Annotated in this window: 13 protein-coding genes; 9 read left to right on the top strand and 4 right to left on the bottom strand. The window is 39.2% G+C overall.

Features of this window, described 5'->3' with window-relative positions; translation table 11 throughout:
• Window positions 1–41: 41 nt before the first annotated feature.
• Window positions 42–2,552, bottom strand: coding sequence for a DUF5686 family protein (locus G5B37_RS11895; RefSeq protein ID WP_164680247.1), 2,511 nt, complete (start codon window positions 2,550–2,552; stop codon window positions 42–44).
• A 189-nt stretch (window positions 2,553–2,741) separates the two neighbouring features.
• Window positions 2,742–3,722 (bottom strand): pyruvate dehydrogenase complex E1 component subunit beta, encoded by a 981-nt coding sequence (locus G5B37_RS11890; protein WP_164680246.1) that lies wholly within the window; start codon window positions 3,720–3,722, stop codon window positions 2,742–2,744.
• A 226-nt stretch (window positions 3,723–3,948) separates the two neighbouring features.
• Here G5B37_RS11890 and G5B37_RS11885 point away from each other — a divergent pair, with 226 nt between their 5' ends.
• From G5B37_RS11885 to G5B37_RS11845, 9 genes are all read left to right on the top strand, one after another.
• Window positions 3,949–4,689: an electron transfer flavoprotein subunit beta/FixA family protein gene (locus G5B37_RS11885; RefSeq protein ID WP_164680245.1), complete on the top strand. Its 741-nt coding sequence runs from the start codon at window positions 3,949–3,951 to the stop codon at window positions 4,687–4,689.
• Window positions 4,690–4,792: 103 nt separating this feature from the next.
• Entirely contained in the window at window positions 4,793–5,761 is a 969-nt protein-coding gene (locus tag G5B37_RS11880; protein ID WP_164680244.1) for an electron transfer flavoprotein subunit alpha/FixB family protein, read from the top strand.
• Window positions 5,762–6,005: 244 nt separating this feature from the next.
• The gene (locus G5B37_RS11875) at window positions 6,006–6,632 is read left to right on the top strand and encodes a bifunctional nuclease family protein (protein ID WP_164680243.1); all 627 of its coding nucleotides are present in this window, start codon (window positions 6,006–6,008) and stop codon (window positions 6,630–6,632) included.
• Between the two features lie 3 nt (window positions 6,633–6,635).
• A complete protein-coding gene (locus G5B37_RS11870) occupies window positions 6,636–8,402 on the top strand; it encodes a NupC/NupG family nucleoside CNT transporter (protein ID WP_164680242.1) in 1,767 nt (588 codons plus the stop codon).
• Window positions 8,403–8,537: 135 nt separating this feature from the next.
• Window positions 8,538–9,389: a thymidylate synthase gene (locus G5B37_RS11865; protein ID WP_164680241.1), complete on the top strand. Its 852-nt coding sequence runs from the start codon at window positions 8,538–8,540 to the stop codon at window positions 9,387–9,389.
• 11 nt (window positions 9,390–9,400) lie between these two features.
• The gene (locus G5B37_RS11860; RefSeq protein ID WP_164680240.1) at window positions 9,401–9,835 is read left to right on the top strand and encodes an energy transducer TonB; all 435 of its coding nucleotides are present in this window, start codon (window positions 9,401–9,403) and stop codon (window positions 9,833–9,835) included.
• Window positions 9,836–10,255 carry an energy transducer TonB gene (locus tag G5B37_RS11855; RefSeq protein ID WP_164680239.1) on the top strand — a complete coding sequence of 140 codons (420 nt, stop codon included), beginning with the start codon at window positions 9,836–9,838 and terminating at the stop codon, window positions 10,253–10,255.
• A gap of 93 nt (window positions 10,256–10,348) precedes the next feature.
• On the top strand, window positions 10,349–11,509 hold the full coding sequence (gene egtB / locus G5B37_RS11850; RefSeq protein WP_164680238.1) for an ergothioneine biosynthesis protein EgtB: 1,161 nt from the start codon (window positions 10,349–10,351) through the stop codon (window positions 11,507–11,509).
• Between the two features lie 15 nt (window positions 11,510–11,524).
• Window positions 11,525–12,499: an L-histidine N(alpha)-methyltransferase gene (locus G5B37_RS11845; RefSeq protein WP_164680237.1), complete on the top strand. Its 975-nt coding sequence runs from the start codon at window positions 11,525–11,527 to the stop codon at window positions 12,497–12,499.
• Between the two features lie 104 nt (window positions 12,500–12,603).
• Here G5B37_RS11845 and G5B37_RS11840 read toward each other — a convergent pair whose 3' ends face one another.
• Window positions 12,604–15,891 (bottom strand): HYR domain-containing protein, encoded by a 3,288-nt coding sequence (locus G5B37_RS11840; RefSeq protein WP_164680236.1) that lies wholly within the window; start codon window positions 15,889–15,891, stop codon window positions 12,604–12,606.
• Between the two features lie 178 nt (window positions 15,892–16,069).
• Window positions 16,070–20,590 carry an HYR domain-containing protein gene (locus G5B37_RS11835; RefSeq protein ID WP_164680235.1) on the bottom strand — a complete coding sequence of 1,507 codons (4,521 nt, stop codon included), beginning with the start codon at window positions 20,588–20,590 and terminating at the stop codon, window positions 16,070–16,072.
• Window positions 20,591–20,639: the final 49 nt, after the last annotated feature.

The following is a 20,639-nucleotide window of genomic DNA, read 5'->3' as shown; positions in this document are numbered from 1 at the left end:
AACGAAGTAAGATATGAGATGAAATTCTCTGGAATCTAATTCTAAAAACTAAACCCAAAGACTCCAGTCACTCCAATCTTTCTAGCATCTGGGCGGTCTAGGTAGTTTCCTCGGAAATTGACATCAATTCGAAATACCTTAAATATATTTCCAATACCGAAGCTATACTCGTAATAGAGTTCGTTTGAAGGAGATAAGTTTGACGGCAACAAAGGCCCATCGGTTATGGATTGAAACGCAGGGCGACTTAAATCTATGTTTTCTTGAGAAAGGTTACCATAGACCGTTCTAAAGCCAATAACTTCACGTAAGTCAAGTTTCCCAAGAAATGGAATACGACCAAAAATACGTCCGCCAAAATTATGTTGCACATGTAAACTTACATACTCATCGCTCACAAACTCGTAAAAATCTAAGTTCGAGAAGGTGTTATAAATGCTAAACAATGTCTGATTTCCAGGAATTGGGTTTAACAAACTAAATGGAACGGGGTCGAAAATTTTACCCACCTCAACTGTAGTATAAAGCCTTCCTAAACCACCTATATTCCACGGTTGCGTATACAAAGCTTGCAGTTTAGAATATTCAAATTCACTGCCTAAAACACCTTTTAAACCACGTGTATACCCCAAATATAAGTTCGGAAAGTCGCCGTCGTTAATCACAGTTCGCTCTACTCCATACCCAGATGTTTTTCGTTTGGGTGTATAGAAAAAGCCTAGTTCTAGTTCTGCTTGAGACAGTTCGCTTTGTTGCACGCCATTTTCATCAAAATAATCAATACTGAAGGTTTCTGTAGCAGACTCTAATGTCCTAAACGAGCCTGTTAGTCGGACATTAAAATTTTTGGCTGGTTCAATAGAGAAACCAGCTGTTGACAAATTAATTCGCGTAAGTCGATCGTTAGCTCCCACAGAAATTAAGCTAGAAGATGCCAGGTTTCTACCAAGTACGTCTGTACTAGAAGTTAAACTAGCTCCGGTTTGTTCTACATCTTTTCTATTTCCGCCGAACACAGTAAGACGCGAATTTTTATCGATTAGGTATTTTCCTGAAAGTCCATACTTAAACCGTTCATCTTTAAAACCGTATGCTCCAAACACCTCAATACGCCAAGGATCGTTCTGAGAAAAATAAGTTCTCCCTCCTAGTCTAATACGCAACCCTTCTGCCTCATTAAACCCAAAAATTGAAAAAACAGGACCGGCATCAACGTTCCCTATTTGATAATAGCCAGACGCTAAGGTCGCTCCAATATTATAGAAGGCTTTAAACCTGGGTACCGTTTTCAAAGTATCTAACATGGTATAGATTCCTTTTTCATCTTTACTCAACTGCTCCATTCTACGTTCTTCCCAAAAATTGTCGGGTCGGTTGTAGATGTCTTCATTATAAGGATCAATTTGTTGTTTGTAAAAGCTTTTGTCTCTGGCTTTATCGAAACTATACTTGTCAAAAAGTGTAGTTCTCCTACCGTAGACACCTTGTGCTTCTTCCTTTTTCCTAAAGCTGAAATCGCTTAAAAAATAATCTCTGGTAATAAGAAAAATAGAATCGTTTAGCACATCAAACTCCTGTTCGATATACACCTCGCGTACCCAGTTTACATTGGCACTTTTAGAAGCCCGCAAGTTAATTTCTTTAATTGCCCAAGTTGAATCGTTTACCCAAAAATCTCCTTTAAAAGTAAGTTCATTTTTACGTCTCGGGTAATATACAATGTTGTAGCACCATTTATTGTCACGATAGGCAGAGTCTAATAACACATAATTATAAACATCTATTCCAGTACGCGACAACGGACTAGTAAAGGCTTTGTCAAAAAATTTGAGGTAATTGTCGTAAACGTCATATTCTTTATAAAGATCTTTTACAAAAGCAATTAGTGTTTGGTTATTACTAAAACCGCTGTTTTTATTCCCTTCTAAAATTTCCTTTTCTTCATTCATTAAATTATCACCGTACACTTTAGAGTAGGCTTCGTTAATAAATATGGGCAGGTAACTATTTCCAGTTACGTTAGAGGTATCTATCTGGTCCCAGATAAATTCCATACCCTTAAACATCTTACTTTTAATAAGAGAAGAATCTATTGTATTAAGGTCGAATTCTAGTTTTTCGTACTTATCGTAGCTGTATTGGTTGAATTTCTTCACACCATTTTCTCTACGATTCTCCCAGATTTTTCGAAGTATTGTGAGGGCTGGATTATCCTTTTTTGACGTTTTTCCACTAAAAATAACAACTTCGTCTAGCGCTGCGGCTTCTTCGGAAAGCGTAACTTCCATTTTATAGGTGGTTTTTTCTCCTAAGGAAATTTCCTTAGTTTCAAATCCAATAAATGAAAAGACCACAGCATCGTAGGTGTCATCACTTTCTAAATAAAAACGACCTTCTTCATTGGTAATAGTACCAACATTGCTGTCTTTAAAGATGACATTAGCAAAGGCTACAGACATTCCCGTCTCATCTTTTACTACGCCACTCACCTTAGTTTGCGAGTACAGGGTTGCTGTAACAAGTAAGAAGAAGAGAAAGTATAGTTGCTTCATAAGTAGGTAACGTAGATCGGGCACTAAAATTTTGGTATACAATTGAATCAGCAAAGAACGAATAAAATGCCTTAGGTACAAATTAAAATATTCTTAAAATCCCGGTGATGGGCAAATGGTAAAAAAACAAATCCCATATTCTAAAAACAGCGCTTAGAATATGGGATTCACTATTGTATACTTTTAACGTTATGCTTTGTACATAACCTTTTTAACTGCTTTTACCACGTCATTGCTATTTGGCAACCATTCTTCCAACAATACAGGTGAGTATGGCGCTGGCGTATCTGCAGTATTAATTTTTACGATTGGTGCGTCAAGATAATCGAATACTTGGCTTTGTACTTGATATGTAATTTCAGTAGCTACATTTCCAAAGGGCCATGCTTCTTCAAGGATAACCAATCTATTTGTTTTCTTAACAGACTCCATAATGGCATTATGATCCATAGGGCGTACGGTACGTAAATCTATAATTTCACATTCTATACCTTCTTTCGCTAATTCTTCGGCCGCTTTGTAAGCTTCTTTTATAATTTTTCCGAAGGATACAATCGTTACATCTGTACCTTTTCGTTTTATTTCAGCAACACCTAATGGAATTAAGTATTCACCTTCAGGCACTTCTCCTTTATCACCATACATCTGCTCACTTTCCATAAAAATTACTGGATCGTCGTCGCGAATAGCACTTTTTAACAAGCCTTTTGCATCGGCAGGATTACTAGGCACTACCACTTTTAAACCTGGTGTATTTGCATACCAACTTTCAAAAGCTTGCGAGTGCGTTGCTGCTAATTGTCCTGCAGAACCAGTTGGACCTCTAAATACAATAGGACATTTTATTTGCCCACCACTCATCTGGCGAATTTTAGCAGCATTGTTGATAATCTGATCAATCCCTACCAACGAAAAGTTGAATGTCATAAACTCTACAATTGGTCTATTTCCAGTCATAGTAGAACCTATTGCAACTCCAGCAAAACCCAATTCTGCAATTGGTGTATCTATCACACGTTTAGCACCAAACTCATCTAGCATTCCTTTACTGGCTTTGTAAGCTCCATTGTACTCAGCAACTTCTTCACCCATTAAGTAAATGGTCTCATCTTTGCGCATCTCTTCACTCATGGCCTCGCAAATGGCTTCTCTAAATTGGATTGTTTTCATCTTCGGTGCCCGCAACGACGGGTAACTTTTAATTAGTACTTCTCAACTTTTTTCAGCTTGCTGAAATTTTATGGAAAACAAAAATAATATTATTTAGGAGTACTCTGCCTATCATACGCAAATTATTGCAGAATGATTTCAAATTTTTACTATGCACGCATAGTATTTTTGATTTAAATTCTTTATCTTTGACGACCTTAAAAATTACTACAAAAAACAGAGATATATGAAGATTTTAGTGTGCATTAGCCACGTGCCAGATACCACTTCCAAAATTAATTTTACAGAAGGTGATACAAAGTTTGACACCAACGGCGTACAATTTGTAATTAATCCGAATGATGAATTTGGCTTAACCCGAGCTATGTGGTTTAAAGAAAAACAAGGTGCCAGTGTGCATGTTGTAAATGTAGGAGGTCCTGAAACAGAACCAACACTACGAAAAGCATTAGCAATTGGAGCAGATGAAGCAATTAGAGTAAATACCCCAGCTACAGATGGCTACAGCGTTGCAAAGCAGTTGGCCAATGTTGCCAAAGAAGGTAATTACAACTTGGTAATTGGCGGACGTGAGTCTATAGATTACAACGGAGGAATGGTTCCTGGAATGGTCGCCAAAATGATTAACGCAAATTTTGTGAACACTTGTATAAGCCTTGAAATAGAAGGTGAAAATGCAACAGCTATTCGTGAGATAGACGGCGGTAAAGAGACTATTAGCACAACACTTCCTTTGGTAGTAGGTGGTCAGAAAGGTCTTGTTGAAGAAAGTGACCTACGTATTCCTAATATGAGAGGCATCATGCAAGCACGTTCTAAGCCATTACACGTTAAAGAAGCTATAGATGCCAACGCAGAAACCAACACTAAAACCTTTGAGAAGCCAGCCCCAAAAGGCGCAGTTAAATTGGTAGACAATGTTGATGAGTTGGTAAACCTACTTCATAATGAAGCTAAGGTAATCTAAGAACAACAAAAAAAGAAAATCACAAATGCCGAAATGTGAGTTTAATTAGACCTAAATAGCTAATTAAATCTGAGTTTTGGAATTTAAAATTTTAAAATAAAATATGTCAGTTTTAGTATACGCAGAATCCGAAAACGGATCATTTAAAAAAATAGCACAGGAAGCTGTTTCATACGCAAAGGGAATTGCAGACGCGATGGGCTCTACCGTTACTGCTATCGCAGTGAACGCAGGAGACACGTCATCTTTAGGAAACTTTGGCGCCTCTAAAGTTTTAGAGGTATCTAACGATAGCCTTACTAATTTTAACGCAGAAGCCTATGCAGATGTAGTTGCACAAGCAGCCAAGGCAGAAGATGCAAAAGTTGTTGTGTTATCTTCTAGCGCTAATTGTAAATTTATGGCACCATTGGTTGCTGTTAATTTAGAGGCTGGATATGTTCCTAATGTAACAGAACTTCCTTCATCTACGTCTCCATTTACAGTAAAACATAGTGTGTTCACCAACAAGGCATTCAGCAACACCGAAATCAATACCGATGTAAAAGTTATTGGCCTAGGTAAAAATGCCTATGGAATTCATGAAAATGCAATTGCTGCTAGTAGCGAATCTTTTTCTCCTAGTGTTTCAGCCGACGATTTTTCAACAAAGGTAGTTTCCGTAGACAAAGCAACAGATAAAGTTACCATTGCAGATGCCGAAATTGTAGTTTCTGCAGGTCGTGGAATGAAAGGACCAGAAAACTGGGGAATGATAGAAGAGCTAGCCGAAACTTTAGGCGCTGCAACTGCCTGCTCAAAACCAGTGAGTGATATGGGATGGAGGCCTCATAGTGAGCACGTTGGGCAAACAGGTAAGCCAGTTGCTTCTAACTTGTACATTGCAATTGGTATCTCTGGAGCCATACAGCATTTAGCTGGAATTAATGCTTCAAAGGTGAAAGTTGTAATTAACACAGATGCCGAAGCACCATTCTTTAAGGCTGCAGATTACGGTATTGTTGGCGACGCTTTTGAAGTGGTACCACAGTTAATTGAAAAATTAAAGGAGTTTAAGGCTCAAAACAACTAAGGTTAGTAAGGTAGATATTATTTCTTTTTTTGTAAAAAAAGGAAATGTATCGAAGCCCATAACGTATATTTTTTAGTAATTTGTGCCTCGAAAAAGGCTGTTTAAAGAAGCAATGCCTCATTTAAGCAGCCTTTTTTAGTGCAGCCATTTGTATGCTCCCATCCCTATCGAGTAAAATTGGCAAATAAATAGTGTTGAAAATCTCCCCCGTTAGGGATAGGGTATAGATTTTTAATTGCAAAGAATGAGCTTAGTTCGATTAAATATAAAAGGAATTTCTTACAGCCAAACTCAAAATGGCGCGTATGCCCTTATCTTAAATGAAATAGATGGCGAGCGAAAACTCCCTATCGTTATTGGAGCCTTTGAGGCACAATCTATTGCGATTGCCCTCGAAAAAGAGATTAAACCCCCGCGACCACTAACACATGATTTGTTTAAAAATTTTGCAGATCGTTTTAGTATCGTTGTAAAGCAAGTAATTATTCACAAGTTGGTAGATGGCGTGTTTTATTCTAGTATTATCTGTGAACGTGATGGACTTGAAGAAATCATAGACGCACGTACTAGTGACGCTATTGCATTAGCACTTCGATTTAAGGCACCAATTTTTACGTACAAAGCTATCTTAGAAAAAGCTGGAATCTTTTTAAAAACCTCTCCTGGTAAAAAGAAGAAAATTTCAGATGCAGAAGAAGCCATTCTAGAAGAACTTATTATGGGTGAAGACACAGAATCTGCACCTAAAAAGAGCGAAGATTTTTCTAAGTTCACCAACAAAGAACTGAACGCCATGCTGGACGAAGCGGTAGCTAACGAAGATTATGAGAGAGCTGCCAGCATTCGTGATCAAATTTCTAAACGAGAATAGTGTATGAAGAGTTTTACGTTGCCTATTCCTACCCTAAAAACAGTCTTTCAAACATGTCTACTCCTTCTCATATTTTTTGGGTGCGCTGGAAATGTACTTGGACAAACCATTGAGAAAAAGTGGGATTTCAACTCTGTTGCCGGACAAGACGGAATTCCGTTGTATGAAATTACCCAAACCGATGGCTTAGAGCTCCAAGAAGGTCGTTTCACCTACCACCTGGCTAATAAAGACAGCCTACAGGCTTCTGGCGATTATATCTATCAAAATAATTTATTGGTGCTTTTTCATACCAAACCAAAAGACACCATTCGTAGATTTCACATTTCCGAAGTAACAGACAGCACACTGGTTTTTACCGAAAACAATATTTCGTATTCTTTAAGTGCAGCTTCAGAACGCACAGAAACTGCTGTTGCAACTACCCAAACAGGCTCAGAAGAAGACATTACTATTATTCCATCACAAGGGTTCTCATTAAATAGCCTTTGGCGTGGTGTTTTGGGAATGCTAACACTACTACTCATTGCATATTTGTTTAGCTCAAACCGAAAGGCTATTAATTGGCGTACGGTTGGTATTGGTTTAGCCTTTCAACTAGTTATTGCAATTGGTGTTTTAAAAGTTCCTTTTATTCAAGGAATTTTTGAAGGCGTTGGAAAGGTTTTTATTAGCATTTTAGACTTCACAAAAGCGGGAAGCGAGTTTTTATTTAAAGGATTGGTCGCAGACACAGAAAGTTTCGGGTTTATTTTCGCCTTTCAATTACTTCCGCCAATCATTTTCTTTTCGGCATTGACCTCTATATTATTTTACCTTGGTATTATTCAAAAAGTAGTAAAGGCATTTGGATGGTTACTATCAAAACTTCTTAAAATTTCTGGTGCCGAAAGTTTAAGTGTTGCAGGAAATATCTTTCTAGGACAAACCGAAGCGCCTTTACTCATTAAGGCATATCTGGAAAAAATGAACAAAAGTGAAATGCTTTTGGTTATGATTGGCGGTATGGCAACGGTAGCTGGTGCTGTACTAGCAGCCTACATTGGTTTTTTGGGTGGCGGAGACCCCGAATTAGAGCTTATTTTCGCAAAACACTTATTGGCAGCTTCGTTGATGGCGGCTCCTGGAGCAATTGTTATTTCAAAAATGTTATATCCTCAAACCGAGGATATAAATACCGATGTACGTGTTTCTTCAGAAAAAATTGGATCAAACATTTTAGATGCTATTGCAAATGGAACTACAGAAGGGCTGCGCTTGGCTGTAAATGTAGGAGCTATGCTCCTTGTATTTGTAGCCTTTATTGCTATGCTTAACGGTATTCTAGGGTGGATTGGTGACATAACAACCTTTAACGATTGGATGGCTGCGAATACTTCCTATCCAACCCTATCATTAGAAGCCATTCTAGGAACCATCTTTGCCCCGCTTATGTGGCTTATTGGTGTCGCAGAAGAGGATATGATGATGATGGGACAACTGCTCGGTATTAAACTAGTCGCAAGTGAATTTGTTGGATATATTCAACTGGCAGAACTAAAAGATACGAGTAACACCCTTCATTTAAATTATGAGAAATCGATTATCATGGCTACGTATATGCTGTGTGGTTTTGCAAATTTTGCTTCCATAGGTATCCAGATAGGCGGTATTGGCTCTCTTGCCCCTGGGCAGCGTAAAACATTATCTAAATTTGGCATGAAAGCACTGCTAGGAGGAACGATTGCCTCTCTCATTTCTGCAACTATTGCGGGAATGATTATTGGGTAATTTTCTGCTTCGGAAAAGGGAATTGTTTCATACAATCTCTTTACGTTAATAACTTGTAATAAAACTACCCTATTACCGTTTTAAAACCTAGGTCTCTTTTTTTACTTTTAAACCATCCAAAAATCACGACCGAAGATGAAGCAATATCACGATTTAGTTAAGCACGTACTTGAAACTGGCAATGTAAAAAGCGACCGCACTGGCACTGGCACAAAAAGTGTCTTTGGGTACCAGATGCGTTTCGATTTAAGTGAAGGCTTTCCGATGGTAACCACTAAAAAACTACACCTTAAATCTATAGTCCACGAGTTGCTTTGGTTTTTAAATGGTGATACAAACATTAAGTACCTTCAAGAAAACGGCGTGCGTATTTGGAATGAATGGGCCGATGAAAACGGAGACTTAGGCCCAGTGTACGGGCATCAATGGCGAAACTGGAATAGCGAAGAGATAGATCAGATCACTGACATTATTAAAACGTTAAAAACAAATCCAGATAGTCGAAGAATGCTCGTTAGCGCATGGAACCCTAGCGTGATGCCAGATACTTCAAAACCTTTCTCTGAAAATGTTGCGAATGGAAAAGCAGCGCTACCACCATGCCATGCTTTTTTTCAATTTTATGTAAGTGCTCCAGAAGTCCCTGGAGATGAGAGCACACGAAAACTTTCTTGCCAATTATACCAACGCAGTGCAGATATTTTCTTAGGAGTACCATTTAATATTGCCTCGTATGCCTTGTTTACTATGATGATGGCACAAGTTTGTGGATACCAAGCCGGAGACTTTGTACACACCTTTGGAGACGCCCATATTTATAGTAATCATATAGAGCAATTAGAGCTTCAATTGTCGCGTGATTTAAGGCCTTTACCAAAAATGTTGTTAAATTCCGATGTAAAAGATATATTTGGCTTTAAATTTGATGACTTTACCCTAGTTGATTACAATCCCCACCCGCACATTAAAGGTGCAGTGGCGATCTAAAACCATCACTTATGAAAAATATCCTACTTATTCTTACACTATTAGCTTCTACTACCATCTTTGCTCAGCAAGAATGGGGAGATGTACAAAAGAACAAATTAACACTAAAAGAATTAGCTCCTGTGTGGCCTGGTTGTGAAAGCGGAAATGCGTCACAACGTGACAATTGTTTCAAGCAAAAACTTGCAACGCATATCGCTAAGAACTTTAAATATCCTCCTGCATCGTACAAAAAAAATGAACAAGGGCGAGTTGTTGTTGAATTTTTCATTAATGAGCAAGGCATGGTAGATATTAAAAATATTTCAGGAGGTACGGCAGCTTTGCAAGCCGAGGCCAAACGAAATATAAGCCTGATTCCAAAAATGAAAAAGCCTGGCATGATGGGAGGAAAACCCCGTGCCATAAAATACACGGTGCCTATCACCTTTAAAACGGGACGATAGATGCTTCGGCTGCTGCCCTTTCTTTTTCTTTTTAATTCATTTTCTCTTTTAGCACAACTAGAAATCGTTCCGTTTAGCCAAATGGATAATCCCCCTGCATTTCAAGGCTGTGTAAGCGACACCAAAGAAATTTCTACTGCTTGCACTCAAGAAGCGATAGACGCTTTTGCAAGAAATAAGTTTAACACTGGCTTGTTTAAAGGACTAAATTTAAATGAAAAACGCGTGCGTCTGTATGCGCAGTTTACCATAGACACGGCTGGCAGCATTAAAGACATTGTTGTAAGAACGGCTCATCCTCAATTGGAAAAAGAAATTAAAAGAGTCCTCAAATTAGCACCTAGATTTCGCCCAGGAACACATGAAGGCAAACCTTCTGCCGCAAAATACACTTTACCATTAGTCTTCACCTTAGGGTAGTTTAACAAGTGTTTAACTCGGTGCTACCTTGAAAAATTTGGACAATATTAGTATCTTTAGAGGGTTGAAACATTAGTGTTTTAACGCTTTTCTATGATTGAAACACAAACACTCCTTAGCTTATTTTCAGAAACACGAGCTTTAACTGAAGCTCTATGTAAACCTTTAGAAATTGAAGATTATGTGGTACAACCCACACTAGATGTATCACCACCAAAATGGCATCTAGGTCATACTACGTGGTTTTTTGAAACTTTTATTCTTGAAAAATACAAACCAAATTACAAGCTCTTTCACGACGATTTCGCTTATGTATTTAACAGCTATTACGAAACATTAGGGAAACGAGTAATTCGTAGTGACAGAGGTAACCTTTCACGTCCTGGAGTAACTAAAGTGTATGATTACAGGCATTATGTTACACATGAACTTAAAGCGTTTCTAGAAGAGGGTATTTCCGCTGAAATCGAAGAAGTATTGCTAATTGGAATACATCATGAAAAGCAGCATCAAGAGCTATTAATGACCGACATTAAATATATTCTTGGCAATAACCCACTACTTCCTGCATATCGAGAATCCTTTATTGAAAATCCCGAAGAAACCCTAACGCAAGATTGGCTTTCATTTTCAGAAGGTGTCTATGAAATTGGCTACGCTGGAAATGACTTCTGTTATGACAATGAGCAAAATAGGCATAAAACATACTGTCAGAATTTTGAAATTTCAAATCGGTTAGTAACAAATGAAGAATTTATTGAATTTATTGATGCTGGCGGGTACAAAGATTTTAATTATTGGCACGCCGATGGTTGGGAATGGGTAAATGCAGAAAATATATCGCAACCTATGTATTGGCATAAAATTGAAGGCGAATGGTTTATCTATACCTTTGAAGGACTTCAAAAAATTTCTTTGAAAAGCGCTGTGTGTCATATTTCATATTACGAAGCCTTCGCATACGCACAATGGAAAGAATGTCGGCTTCCTACAGAATTTGAGTGGGAAGTTGCCCAGGGGTCTTTTAACTGGGGTTCTCGATGGGAATGGACTGAAAGCTCTTACCTACCCTATCCTGGCTACAGCAAGGCCCCAGGAGCCTTAGGAGAGTACAATGGCAAATTTATGGTGAATCAGAAGGTGCTGCGGGGCGGTTCTGTAGTAACGGCTCCAAATCATACCCGATCTACCTATCGCAACTTTTTTCAACCAAATCTTCGCTGGCAGTTTACTGGCATAAGATTGGCAAAATAATTTCTATATCATTTTATGAGTTTTTCCTCTCCTTCAAAAATAGACGCGTCTTTCAAAAAAGATGTGCGCACTGGTCTCACTACGTTTCCGAAATACCTTTATTCAAAATATATTTATGATGAGAAAGGAGACAAATTGTTTCAGGATATCATGGCCCTTCCTGAATATTACCTTACAAATTGCGAATATGAAATTATCTCGCTACACACAAAAGAAATAGCATCACTTTTTGGCAAAAACAACCAAGGATTTGACCTTATTGAACTGGGTGCTGGAGATGGAAAAAAGACCAAAGTATTACTAAAACATCTATTAGAAAACAATTACAATTTTATCTACAAACCAATAGACATTAGCCAGAACTCTATCGATTTGTTAACCTCAGATTTAGCAAGTCAATTTCCTAAAATTGCTGTAGATGCCGAAAAAGGTGAATATTTTGAAGTTTTAGAGCGATTGCATCATTTCAACAAGAGGAAAAAAGTGATTTTGGTATTGGGGTCAAATATTGGCAATCTATTGCACCCACGCGCCATTGATTTCTTGACCAAGCTAAAAGATACCATGAGCGCAGAAGACCAATTATTTATTGGGTTTGATCAGAAGAAAAATCCGCAAACAATTTTAGACGCCTATAACGACCCTACTGGAGTTACCGAGGCATTTAATAAGAATTTGCTGCATCGTATCAATACTGAAATGGGAGGAAATTTCAACCCAGAGAAATTTAAACATTGGGAAGTATATGATCCTGAAACAGGTACTGCTAAGAGCTATTTAGTAGCTACAGAAGCTATGCAAGTTACCATCGATGCATTAGACCTAACTATTAGTTTTGACCCTTGGGAAACCATTCACACAGAAATTTCGCAAAAGTACAACGACAAAGTAGTGCAATGGCTTGCCCATTCGTCTGGATTAACAATTGAAACCTCTTTTGAAGATAAAAAACGGTATTACAAAAATTATATCCTAAGAAAGGCTTACTAGTACCTCTATTCTAAATTAACCCATATCAATAAGGAGCTAAAAATTAGAAACAATAATGTATTAAAGCTATTTAGAAAGGTGTACAAATTACAGAGTAACCACTCTTATTGCTTCACGATATTTAATACCCGCTGGCTAGTTTCCGAAGAAATTATTATCATATACGTAGCACTTGCCAATTCTGAGATATCCACACGTCTCTCAATACCCATACCTTGTAACGGAATTGTTTTTACCAATCTTCCAGTTATATCATAGATTGCTAGTTGTTCTAGGTCAATGCGCTGCGGATTTGCAACAGCAATTTCATTAGATGCAGGGTTTGGGTATACTAATAAGGTGGTAATATCTGCAGGCGTTTCAACACCAAGCAAATCGTCTATAGTAAGTTGAAAAACACAAGTTGCTATATTCTCTGAAGGATCTTCAACCTCCATAGTTATATTATAGCTTCCCTGTTGCAAAACAGTTCCGGCAGGCGGCTGTTGTGATAGTATTAAATTAGTCTCACAGTTGTCTTGTACCGTCACTAAACCATTGCCAAAATAATCTGGCAGTGTATATGGTCCTTCAGACGTTACAAATTGATTTTCTGGACATGTAATAGCTGGATCTAGTGAGTCTACTACATTTACGAATGCTGTACACGAATCGGTTACTCCAAACTCATTTGTTACTGTAAGCGTTACCTGAATTGGTTCTCCAACGTCGTCACAGGTAAACGTAAATAAATCGAGACTCAATGTTCCATTACATCCAATACCAACAGAGTTATTATTAACTGCTTCTGGTAAAATCGTAACAGTACCGTCTGCCTGTAACGGAGCTGTAATGTTCTGGCAAATAGCTTGAGGGGCTAAAATTGTTTCTTCAACTGTCACCACCGCTATACAGCTAGCTGTTTCACCATTAGAATTAGTAACAGTAAGTGTTACGTCGTTTGGCCCCACATCTGCACAGGTGAACAAACTTTGAGAAATACTTAAGTTAGACACTCCACAATTATCGAAACTACCCCCATCTATATCTTCAGGCTGTATAGTTACTTCCCCGTCATTGTCTAGATTTACAGTTATATCTTGGCAAATCGCGCTAATAGGAATTGCATCTTCTACAGTTACAATTGCCGAGCAACTTGATGTATTTCCGAAGGTATCTGTAACCGTTAAGGTAACATTATTTGGAATGCCTACATTGGCACAAGTAAAACTATCGTTGTTTAATGACATAGATGCAATTGCACAGTTATCAGTACTTCCGTTATCAATATCAGCGGGTGTAATCACCGCCATACCAGTGGCGTCTAACTGCACAGTGATATCCTGACATATTACCGCTGGAGCAACTAAATCCACTACCGTAACTACAGCAATACAGCTTGTTGTGTTTCCTTCATTATCTGTTCCTGTCAAGGTCACGTTGTTTGGCCCTATGTTAGAGCAATCAAAGCTATTAATATCGATACTTGAGCTTGCAAACCCACAATTATCTGTGCTACCACCATCTACATCTGCTGGTGTAATTGTAGCCATCCCGGTAGCATCGAGTTGAAGGGTAATATCTTGGCAAACCATGGCAGGCGCTAAGGTATCTTCAATTGTAACTACGGCCATGCAATTACTTGAATTTCCATTTACATCGGTAACCACAAAGGTCACGTTGTTTGGTCCGAGATTAGAACAATCGAAAGAACTAATATCTACGGACAAACTTCCAATCCCACATATGTCTGAACTCCCTCCGTCTATATCGGCAGGTGTAATAGTCGCCATTCCTGCCGCATCTAATTGAACCGTGATATCCTGACAAACAGCTGTTGGTGGATCTACATCCTGTACAGTAACAACAGCAATACATGTTCCAATATTTCCATTTACATCTGTTACTGAAAGCGTTACATTATTAGCACCTACATCACTACAAGTAAATGATGTAATATCTATGCTGGTGGAAGCTACCCCACAGTTATCTGTACTTCCTCCATCTACATCGGCCTCTGTGATCATTGCATTTCCTGTAGCATCTAATTGAATGGTAATATCAACACAATTTACTACAGGTGCTTCCATATCTGTTACCACCACATCAAAAGAACAAATGCTTACAAGACCTGAAGCATCGGTCACTTCAAACGAATTTGTTGTTGTACCTACAGGAAAAACACTGCCACTTGCAAGACCCGCTGTTTGTGTTAATGTTTCGCCAGGGCAATTATCTGAGGTTGGCACCATATAACTTACAACAGCCGAGCACATGCCTGGGTCTGTGTTTACCGAAAGAGTGGCTGGACACGAAGCTACTGGGGCTTCATCGTCTGTTACGGTAATATCAAAACTGCAGGAAGTGGTATTTCCAGCAGCATCGGTAACTTCAAAAGTGTTGGTTGTAGTCCCTATAGGAAATACACTACCACTTGGAAATCCAGAAGTTTGATTTACACTGAGACTGCCTGTGTTGTAATAAATCGTCCCGTTCCATATCCGCCAGAAAAAATTATCTCCGCTAAATGAATTTACAGTGCTCGTCCCTTTACCTATACCAAAATTCAGGGTGACAAAAGCATCAGATTGTGGAGTAGGCCCTGGTGTTTCTGTATAATCTACATTAGCAACATTGGTAAAGTAGAAAATTCCGTATGTAACTCCCGCTGGAATTGTTAAAGGGGTCGTTAATGTAGTTATTGCATTTCCTCCTGGCCCTGTGTTACCGTTATCAATTGCAACAACTGTTTCGTGCAATGTCCAAGGTGCTGGGTCATCTTCAGAGCCCAAATAGGTTCCCGTTTTATACCAAATCTCGATAGTTTCTGTACCAAAACTAGGCGTTAAGTGACCTAAGAAACCGTTAATAATAACATCCTCCCCTCCCGAGGCAGTAATGTCGAACATGTTTCCTGCAAATCCGTTATTATCTGCAAATGTTGAAGTAATTTCGTTAGTTGTACTAACACTGCAATTATCCATTCCCTCAACTAAGAACGTAATATTTGCTCCACAAACCCCTGGATCATTGGTGCTTGAAATATCTGCTGGGCATGTAATTGCAGGAAATTCAGTGTCATTTACGGTAATTGTAAAGTTGCATATTTCTGTGTTTCCTTCACTATCGGTAACGCTCAATTCCATTGGAGTTACACCAACTGGAAATGCCGATCCGCTGGCAGGCCCTACCGTTGTTATGATACTTCCCGAAATATCACCATCTTCTGGATCTATTGCAGAAGCCATAGAAATATAATCTACCACAGCTTCACATGTTCCAGGATCGTTAGAAACAGTAATGTCGCTAGGACAAGTTAGGGTTGGCGGAACGACAGCACTAAAATTAGACGCATGCATTCCGAAGAAAAACAAAAGAAAACACGTAAGAATTGAGAGGGTAGTTTTTTTCATAGTGAGGATATTTAAATATGAAAGAGGATGTTGTTGGTTACTAGAAAAAAAAGATAGTAAAAAAAATCTTACAAAGATGTTCCAAGTCCCTCAGTTCGATGAATGTGTGTAAATCATCTACCTACTGCACAAAAGTGATTTAAAAATCGCCCTTAACAATTCAAATTCCTTACAATGTCTATTGTTTTATCATATTCATAACAGATTGTGATGTTTGAGACGTCACAACTACAATATAACTCGCACTTGCTAATTCTGAAATATTAATACGTGTTTCTATCTCATTTCCATGTACCAAAATACTTTTAACCAATCTTCCCGAGATGTCATATATTGACAATCGTTCAAGTGGAAGATGCTGTGGATTCGCCAAGAAAATCTCAGTTTGAGCTGGATTTGGATATAATATTAAAGATGAAATATCTGGTGAAGCTGTACTAAGAAGGTCATCTATAGTTAGTCCAAAAGTACAAATATCACGGTTCCCTGAAGGATCGGTAACCTGTATGGTTATATTATAACTTCCTTGCTCCAAAATTGTTCCAGGAGCAGGTAATTGAGACACTGTAAGATTATCCACGCAATTGTCTGCTTCGATCACCATGCCTAAGGCGGCATAATCTGGCAAGGTATAGGGGCCTTCCGAAGTAACGGTTTGATCTTCGGGGCACTCAACGGTTGGATGTAAAGAATCTACAACATTCACAAATGCTGTACAGCTATCTGTAACTCCGCTTCCATTCATAATAGTTAAGGTTACCTCAACTGGAGTCCCTACATCATCGCAGGTAAATGTATCTATATCTAGCGTCATTCCACTTACACAACCAGCGCCTACAGATCCTGCGTCTACCGTTTGTGGTAAAATGGTGACAGTTCCGCTAGCCGACAAGGGCACTGTAATATTCTGGCAGACAGCCATCGGAGCAATATTGGCATCTTCTACAGTTACAACCGCAATGCAGCTCGCACTATTTCCGTTTACATCTATCACGGTAAGCGTTACATTATTTTGCCCTAGATTAGAGCAATCAAACGTATCCATATCTACAGCCACAGATGCTATTCCGCAGGCATCAGAGCTACCTCCATCTATATCTGAAGCCACTATAGTTACCATTCCTGAAGCATCTAATTGAACAGTAATATCTTGGCACACTACAGCTGGCGAAACGTTATCTTCAATCGTAACAACTGCAGTACAACTATCACTATTCCCACTTCCGTCTGTAACAGTTAACACCACAGTATTGGGTCCAACCATAGTGCAATCGAAGGTGTCTATATTCACCGTAGAAGCTGTAATACCGCAATTGTCTGAACTCCCTCCATCTAAATCGGCAGCAGCAACTGTAGCTGTTCCAGTAGCATCTAGTTGTACAGTTATATCTTGACATATTGCTAGGGGATTTTCTACATCTACCACTGTCACAACCGCGATACAAGAATTTGTATTTCCATTTACATCGGTAACAAGTAAGGTTACATTATTATCTCCTAGGTTTGAACAATCAAAGGTGTCTATATCTAAAGACATACTTGCTATGCCACAGGCATCAGAACTACCCCCATCCACGTCGGCTGGAACAATCATTACGCTATTGGCGGCATCTAACGAAACGCTAATGTTTAGGCAACTTACTGTAGGTCCTACTGTATCTTCAACGGTCACTACTGCTGTACAGGTATTAGAGTTTCCGCTAGAATCTGTAACCGTAAGTACAACATTATTAGCTCCTACATTAGAACAATCGAAGGTGTCTACACTAACTGCCATGGATGCAATACCACAGTTATCGCTACTACCTCCATCTATATCTGAAGCCGTTATCGTTACCATTCCTGCTGCGTTTAATTGCACAGTTATATCTTGACAAAATGGTGTAGGCAACTCGTTATCTACAATAATTACATCAAAACTACAAGAATTGGAATTTCCAGAGGAATCGGTCACTTCAAAAGTATTGGTTGTAGTCCCAACAGGAAAAGCACTACCACTTGGCAAACCCGCTGTTTGAGATGTTGTCGCTCCTGGGCAATTATCGGTGCCCACAGGGGCTGTATATGTTACCACAGCAGTACAAAGGCCTGTGTCAGAATTTTGTGTTATGTCTCCCATACAAGAAATCATAGGCGGCACAGATTCAGACCCTGGATTAACAACAACTGGATTGCTAGGCCATCCTGCACTGCATGAAGAATCTCCAGAATCTACCACCGAAATATCGTACGAATTTGCTAGTAAGCCAGTAAATACACCGTTATTAGATTGTGTTATAGGGGGTCCAGGAGGTGCTGTTGGTGTTAGAGTATATTCTATTCCCGTACAAGTAGAACATGTTGTCGTAACTGTTACGGTTCCATCTGCCGATGTTGGGCATGATGTGTCTGTTGTAGATACATTGGTAACGGTTAAGTCACATGACGAATTAAATAGCGACGCTTCCCAAAGGCCACGACCAAAAGTTCCTGCTCTAATAAGGTTATTGGTTTCATTAATTTCTAAGTCGTAAATAGGTGTATTTGGCAAACCCGTTTCGTGTAATTGCCAAGGAGTAACATCTGACTTGTAATAGACACCTACATCCATACCAACGTAGATAGCGTCCATAGGCGATCCACCTGTATCTTCATATGCTATACTTAGGGCGGGTATGTTAGGTAAGGTTCCTGACACATTGGTCCATGTACTTCCAGCATTCGTAGATTCATATACTTTTTGTCCAGCTGTATAGCCTCCCAAAGTAACCCAAATTCGTGTAGCATCTGCAGGGTCTATAGCAATTGAAGTAATAAGTAGTGTTGGCCATGGTCCCGTAATTGTAGTCCAAGAACCTCCAGTATTTGAAGACATTTGCAAATCAATACCAGACGAGGCATACAAACGAGTTGGATCGTCTACTCCAATAGCCAATCCTCCACTTCCATCAGACCCTAGATTTGTCCAACTGCTTCCGCCATTCGTGCTCCTATACACGTCTGTATAACCCCCATAAATAATATTAGGATTGGTGGCATCCATGCCATATGGGGTTACCCAAGTTCCTGTAGAACCAGCAGGCTGTATATCGAAACTAGTATTTCCACCGTTCGTTGATTTTCTAAAACCACCAAACTGATATGCAAAATACATGGTATTATTATTATTATAATCTATTACACAATCCATTCCGTCTGCTCCGTAAATATGAGTAATATTAGGTGCCCCAGAATATACATTGGTTCCATTATCTTGTGTCCCTCCAATAATTAAATTGGGGTTTGCTTCTACTCCTGCAATTCTATAAAACTGCATTATTTGCAGACCATCCCATATATTGGTAAATGTTTGTCCGTTGTCTGAGCTTACGGAGACCCCACCATCACTTCCAACGTATAATTTGCCATCAAGCGGATTGTAGGTTAATTCATGAATGTCTGCATGTACATATTCAAAACTACCTTCAGGTTGGTTCCATTTGGAAACGGCTGTATTCGTTGTACCACCATCTGTAGACCTCCATACATTTATCCCACCTGTAAGTATATTGTTGGCGTTAGACGGGTTCACCGCAAGGGCCAAATCATACCACGATTGGTGCGAGTCGTCACCGCCGTTAGTGTCATAGCCTAAAATATTAGGTGTAGTCGTCATAGTGCTAAAACTCGTACCACTATTTGTAGAACGATAGATACCATTAAAGACACCAGCCCCTAAACTCGGACCGGCAAGATAGTACACGTAATCTGGATTTGCAGGACTTACTGCAAGTGCAATTCTACTCTCTCCAGATGGTAATCCGGCGTTAATAACTCCCCAAGAATCTCCTGTATTTGTTGATTTATAAAAAGTATCTGGGCTTACTGCGTACACCGTACTAGGGTCGTTAGGTTTAAATTCTATGTCTCTAAAAGTTCCACCTTGCACATTAGTCCATGTTGCCCATCCGTCGGTTGTTTTTAGAATTCCAATGGTGGTTACGGCAAACATGATATTACTATTTGTTGGGTGCATAAGCAATTTATAACCTCTGTTGTTTACAGCAACACCCCAACTTAAACCGGTAGGTGCCCAAGAGAGACCTCCATCTGTAGATTTCATAACACCAATAGAACGGGTATCCCCTCCATCACCATCGCCAGTAAGAATATATATAGTATCTGGCGTGGTATGATCTATTGCTATGCCAGAAACCCCTATACTCGCTAAGGCATCAGACATTGGGTTCCAAGATGTACCCCCATTGGTACTTTTCCAGAGGCCACCAGACGGTGTTCCTACAAAAATTGTGTTTGCATCGGTGGGATGAAATCCAACCACTCCAACGCGGCCCATACCGCCATTATAACCTTGAGAACCGTTAGTATACGAGGTTGGACCAAGATCGGTCCAGCCTGCCATTCTAGTACCAGAATTTGTTGGATCTATGGCATTTGCACTTATTCCCGCATCCCAAGTTAACCGATTAAAATTTTTACCAATAACGCCATCTGCATTTACTAAACGCTGCATTCTATGCTCCCAGCGTTTGTATTGCTTATAACCACTCCCTCTTCCTTTGTCGCGATTAGCAAAATAAGATTCTGCTAATTCTTGCACCTCTTGAAGGGTTGTTTGTGATGTAGGATTATGGATTAATTCTAGATATTCTTGCGCATTATTCTGCCAAGGAAGGCACAGCGCTATTGAAGTAAGCAGCAGTAGGTATTTTATTTTCATAATATTTGGGGTTAATTATGTGGCCTCCAATGTACTCATAAATTTAAAA

This window comes from Rasiella rasia (genome assembly GCF_011044175.1).
Taxonomy (GTDB): Bacteria; Bacteroidota; Bacteroidia; order Flavobacteriales; family Flavobacteriaceae; genus Marinirhabdus; species Marinirhabdus rasia.
The sequence above is the reverse complement of the archived record's forward strand: the minus strand, read 5'-3'. Positions and strand labels throughout refer to the sequence as shown.

Coding starts and splice junctions, on each gene's coding strand:
- egtB (WP_164680238.1), top strand. CDS start 10,349: ATGATTGAAACACAAACACTCCTTAGCTTATTTTCAGAAACACGAGCT.
- G5B37_RS11880 (WP_164680244.1), top strand. CDS start 4,793: ATGTCAGTTTTAGTATACGCAGAATCCGAAAACGGATCATTTAAAAAA.
- G5B37_RS11875 (WP_164680243.1), top strand. CDS start 6,006: ATGAGCTTAGTTCGATTAAATATAAAAGGAATTTCTTACAGCCAAACT.
- G5B37_RS11845 (WP_164680237.1), top strand. CDS start 11,525: ATGAGTTTTTCCTCTCCTTCAAAAATAGACGCGTCTTTCAAAAAAGAT.
- G5B37_RS11835 (WP_164680235.1), bottom strand. CDS start 20,590: ATGAAAATAAAATACCTACTGCTGCTTACTTCAATAGCGCTGTGCCTT.
- G5B37_RS11855 (WP_164680239.1), top strand. CDS start 9,836: ATGCTTCGGCTGCTGCCCTTTCTTTTTCTTTTTAATTCATTTTCTCTT.
- G5B37_RS11890 (WP_164680246.1), bottom strand. CDS start 3,722: ATGAAAACAATCCAATTTAGAGAAGCCATTTGCGAGGCCATGAGTGAA.
- G5B37_RS11885 (WP_164680245.1), top strand. CDS start 3,949: ATGAAGATTTTAGTGTGCATTAGCCACGTGCCAGATACCACTTCCAAA.
- G5B37_RS11840 (WP_164680236.1), bottom strand. CDS start 15,891: ATGAAAAAAACTACCCTCTCAATTCTTACGTGTTTTCTTTTGTTTTTC.
- G5B37_RS11895 (WP_164680247.1), bottom strand. CDS start 2,552: ATGAAGCAACTATACTTTCTCTTCTTCTTACTTGTTACAGCAACCCTG.
- G5B37_RS11865 (WP_164680241.1), top strand. CDS start 8,538: ATGAAGCAATATCACGATTTAGTTAAGCACGTACTTGAAACTGGCAAT.
- G5B37_RS11860 (WP_164680240.1), top strand. CDS start 9,401: ATGAAAAATATCCTACTTATTCTTACACTATTAGCTTCTACTACCATC.
- G5B37_RS11870 (WP_164680242.1), top strand. CDS start 6,636: ATGAAGAGTTTTACGTTGCCTATTCCTACCCTAAAAACAGTCTTTCAA.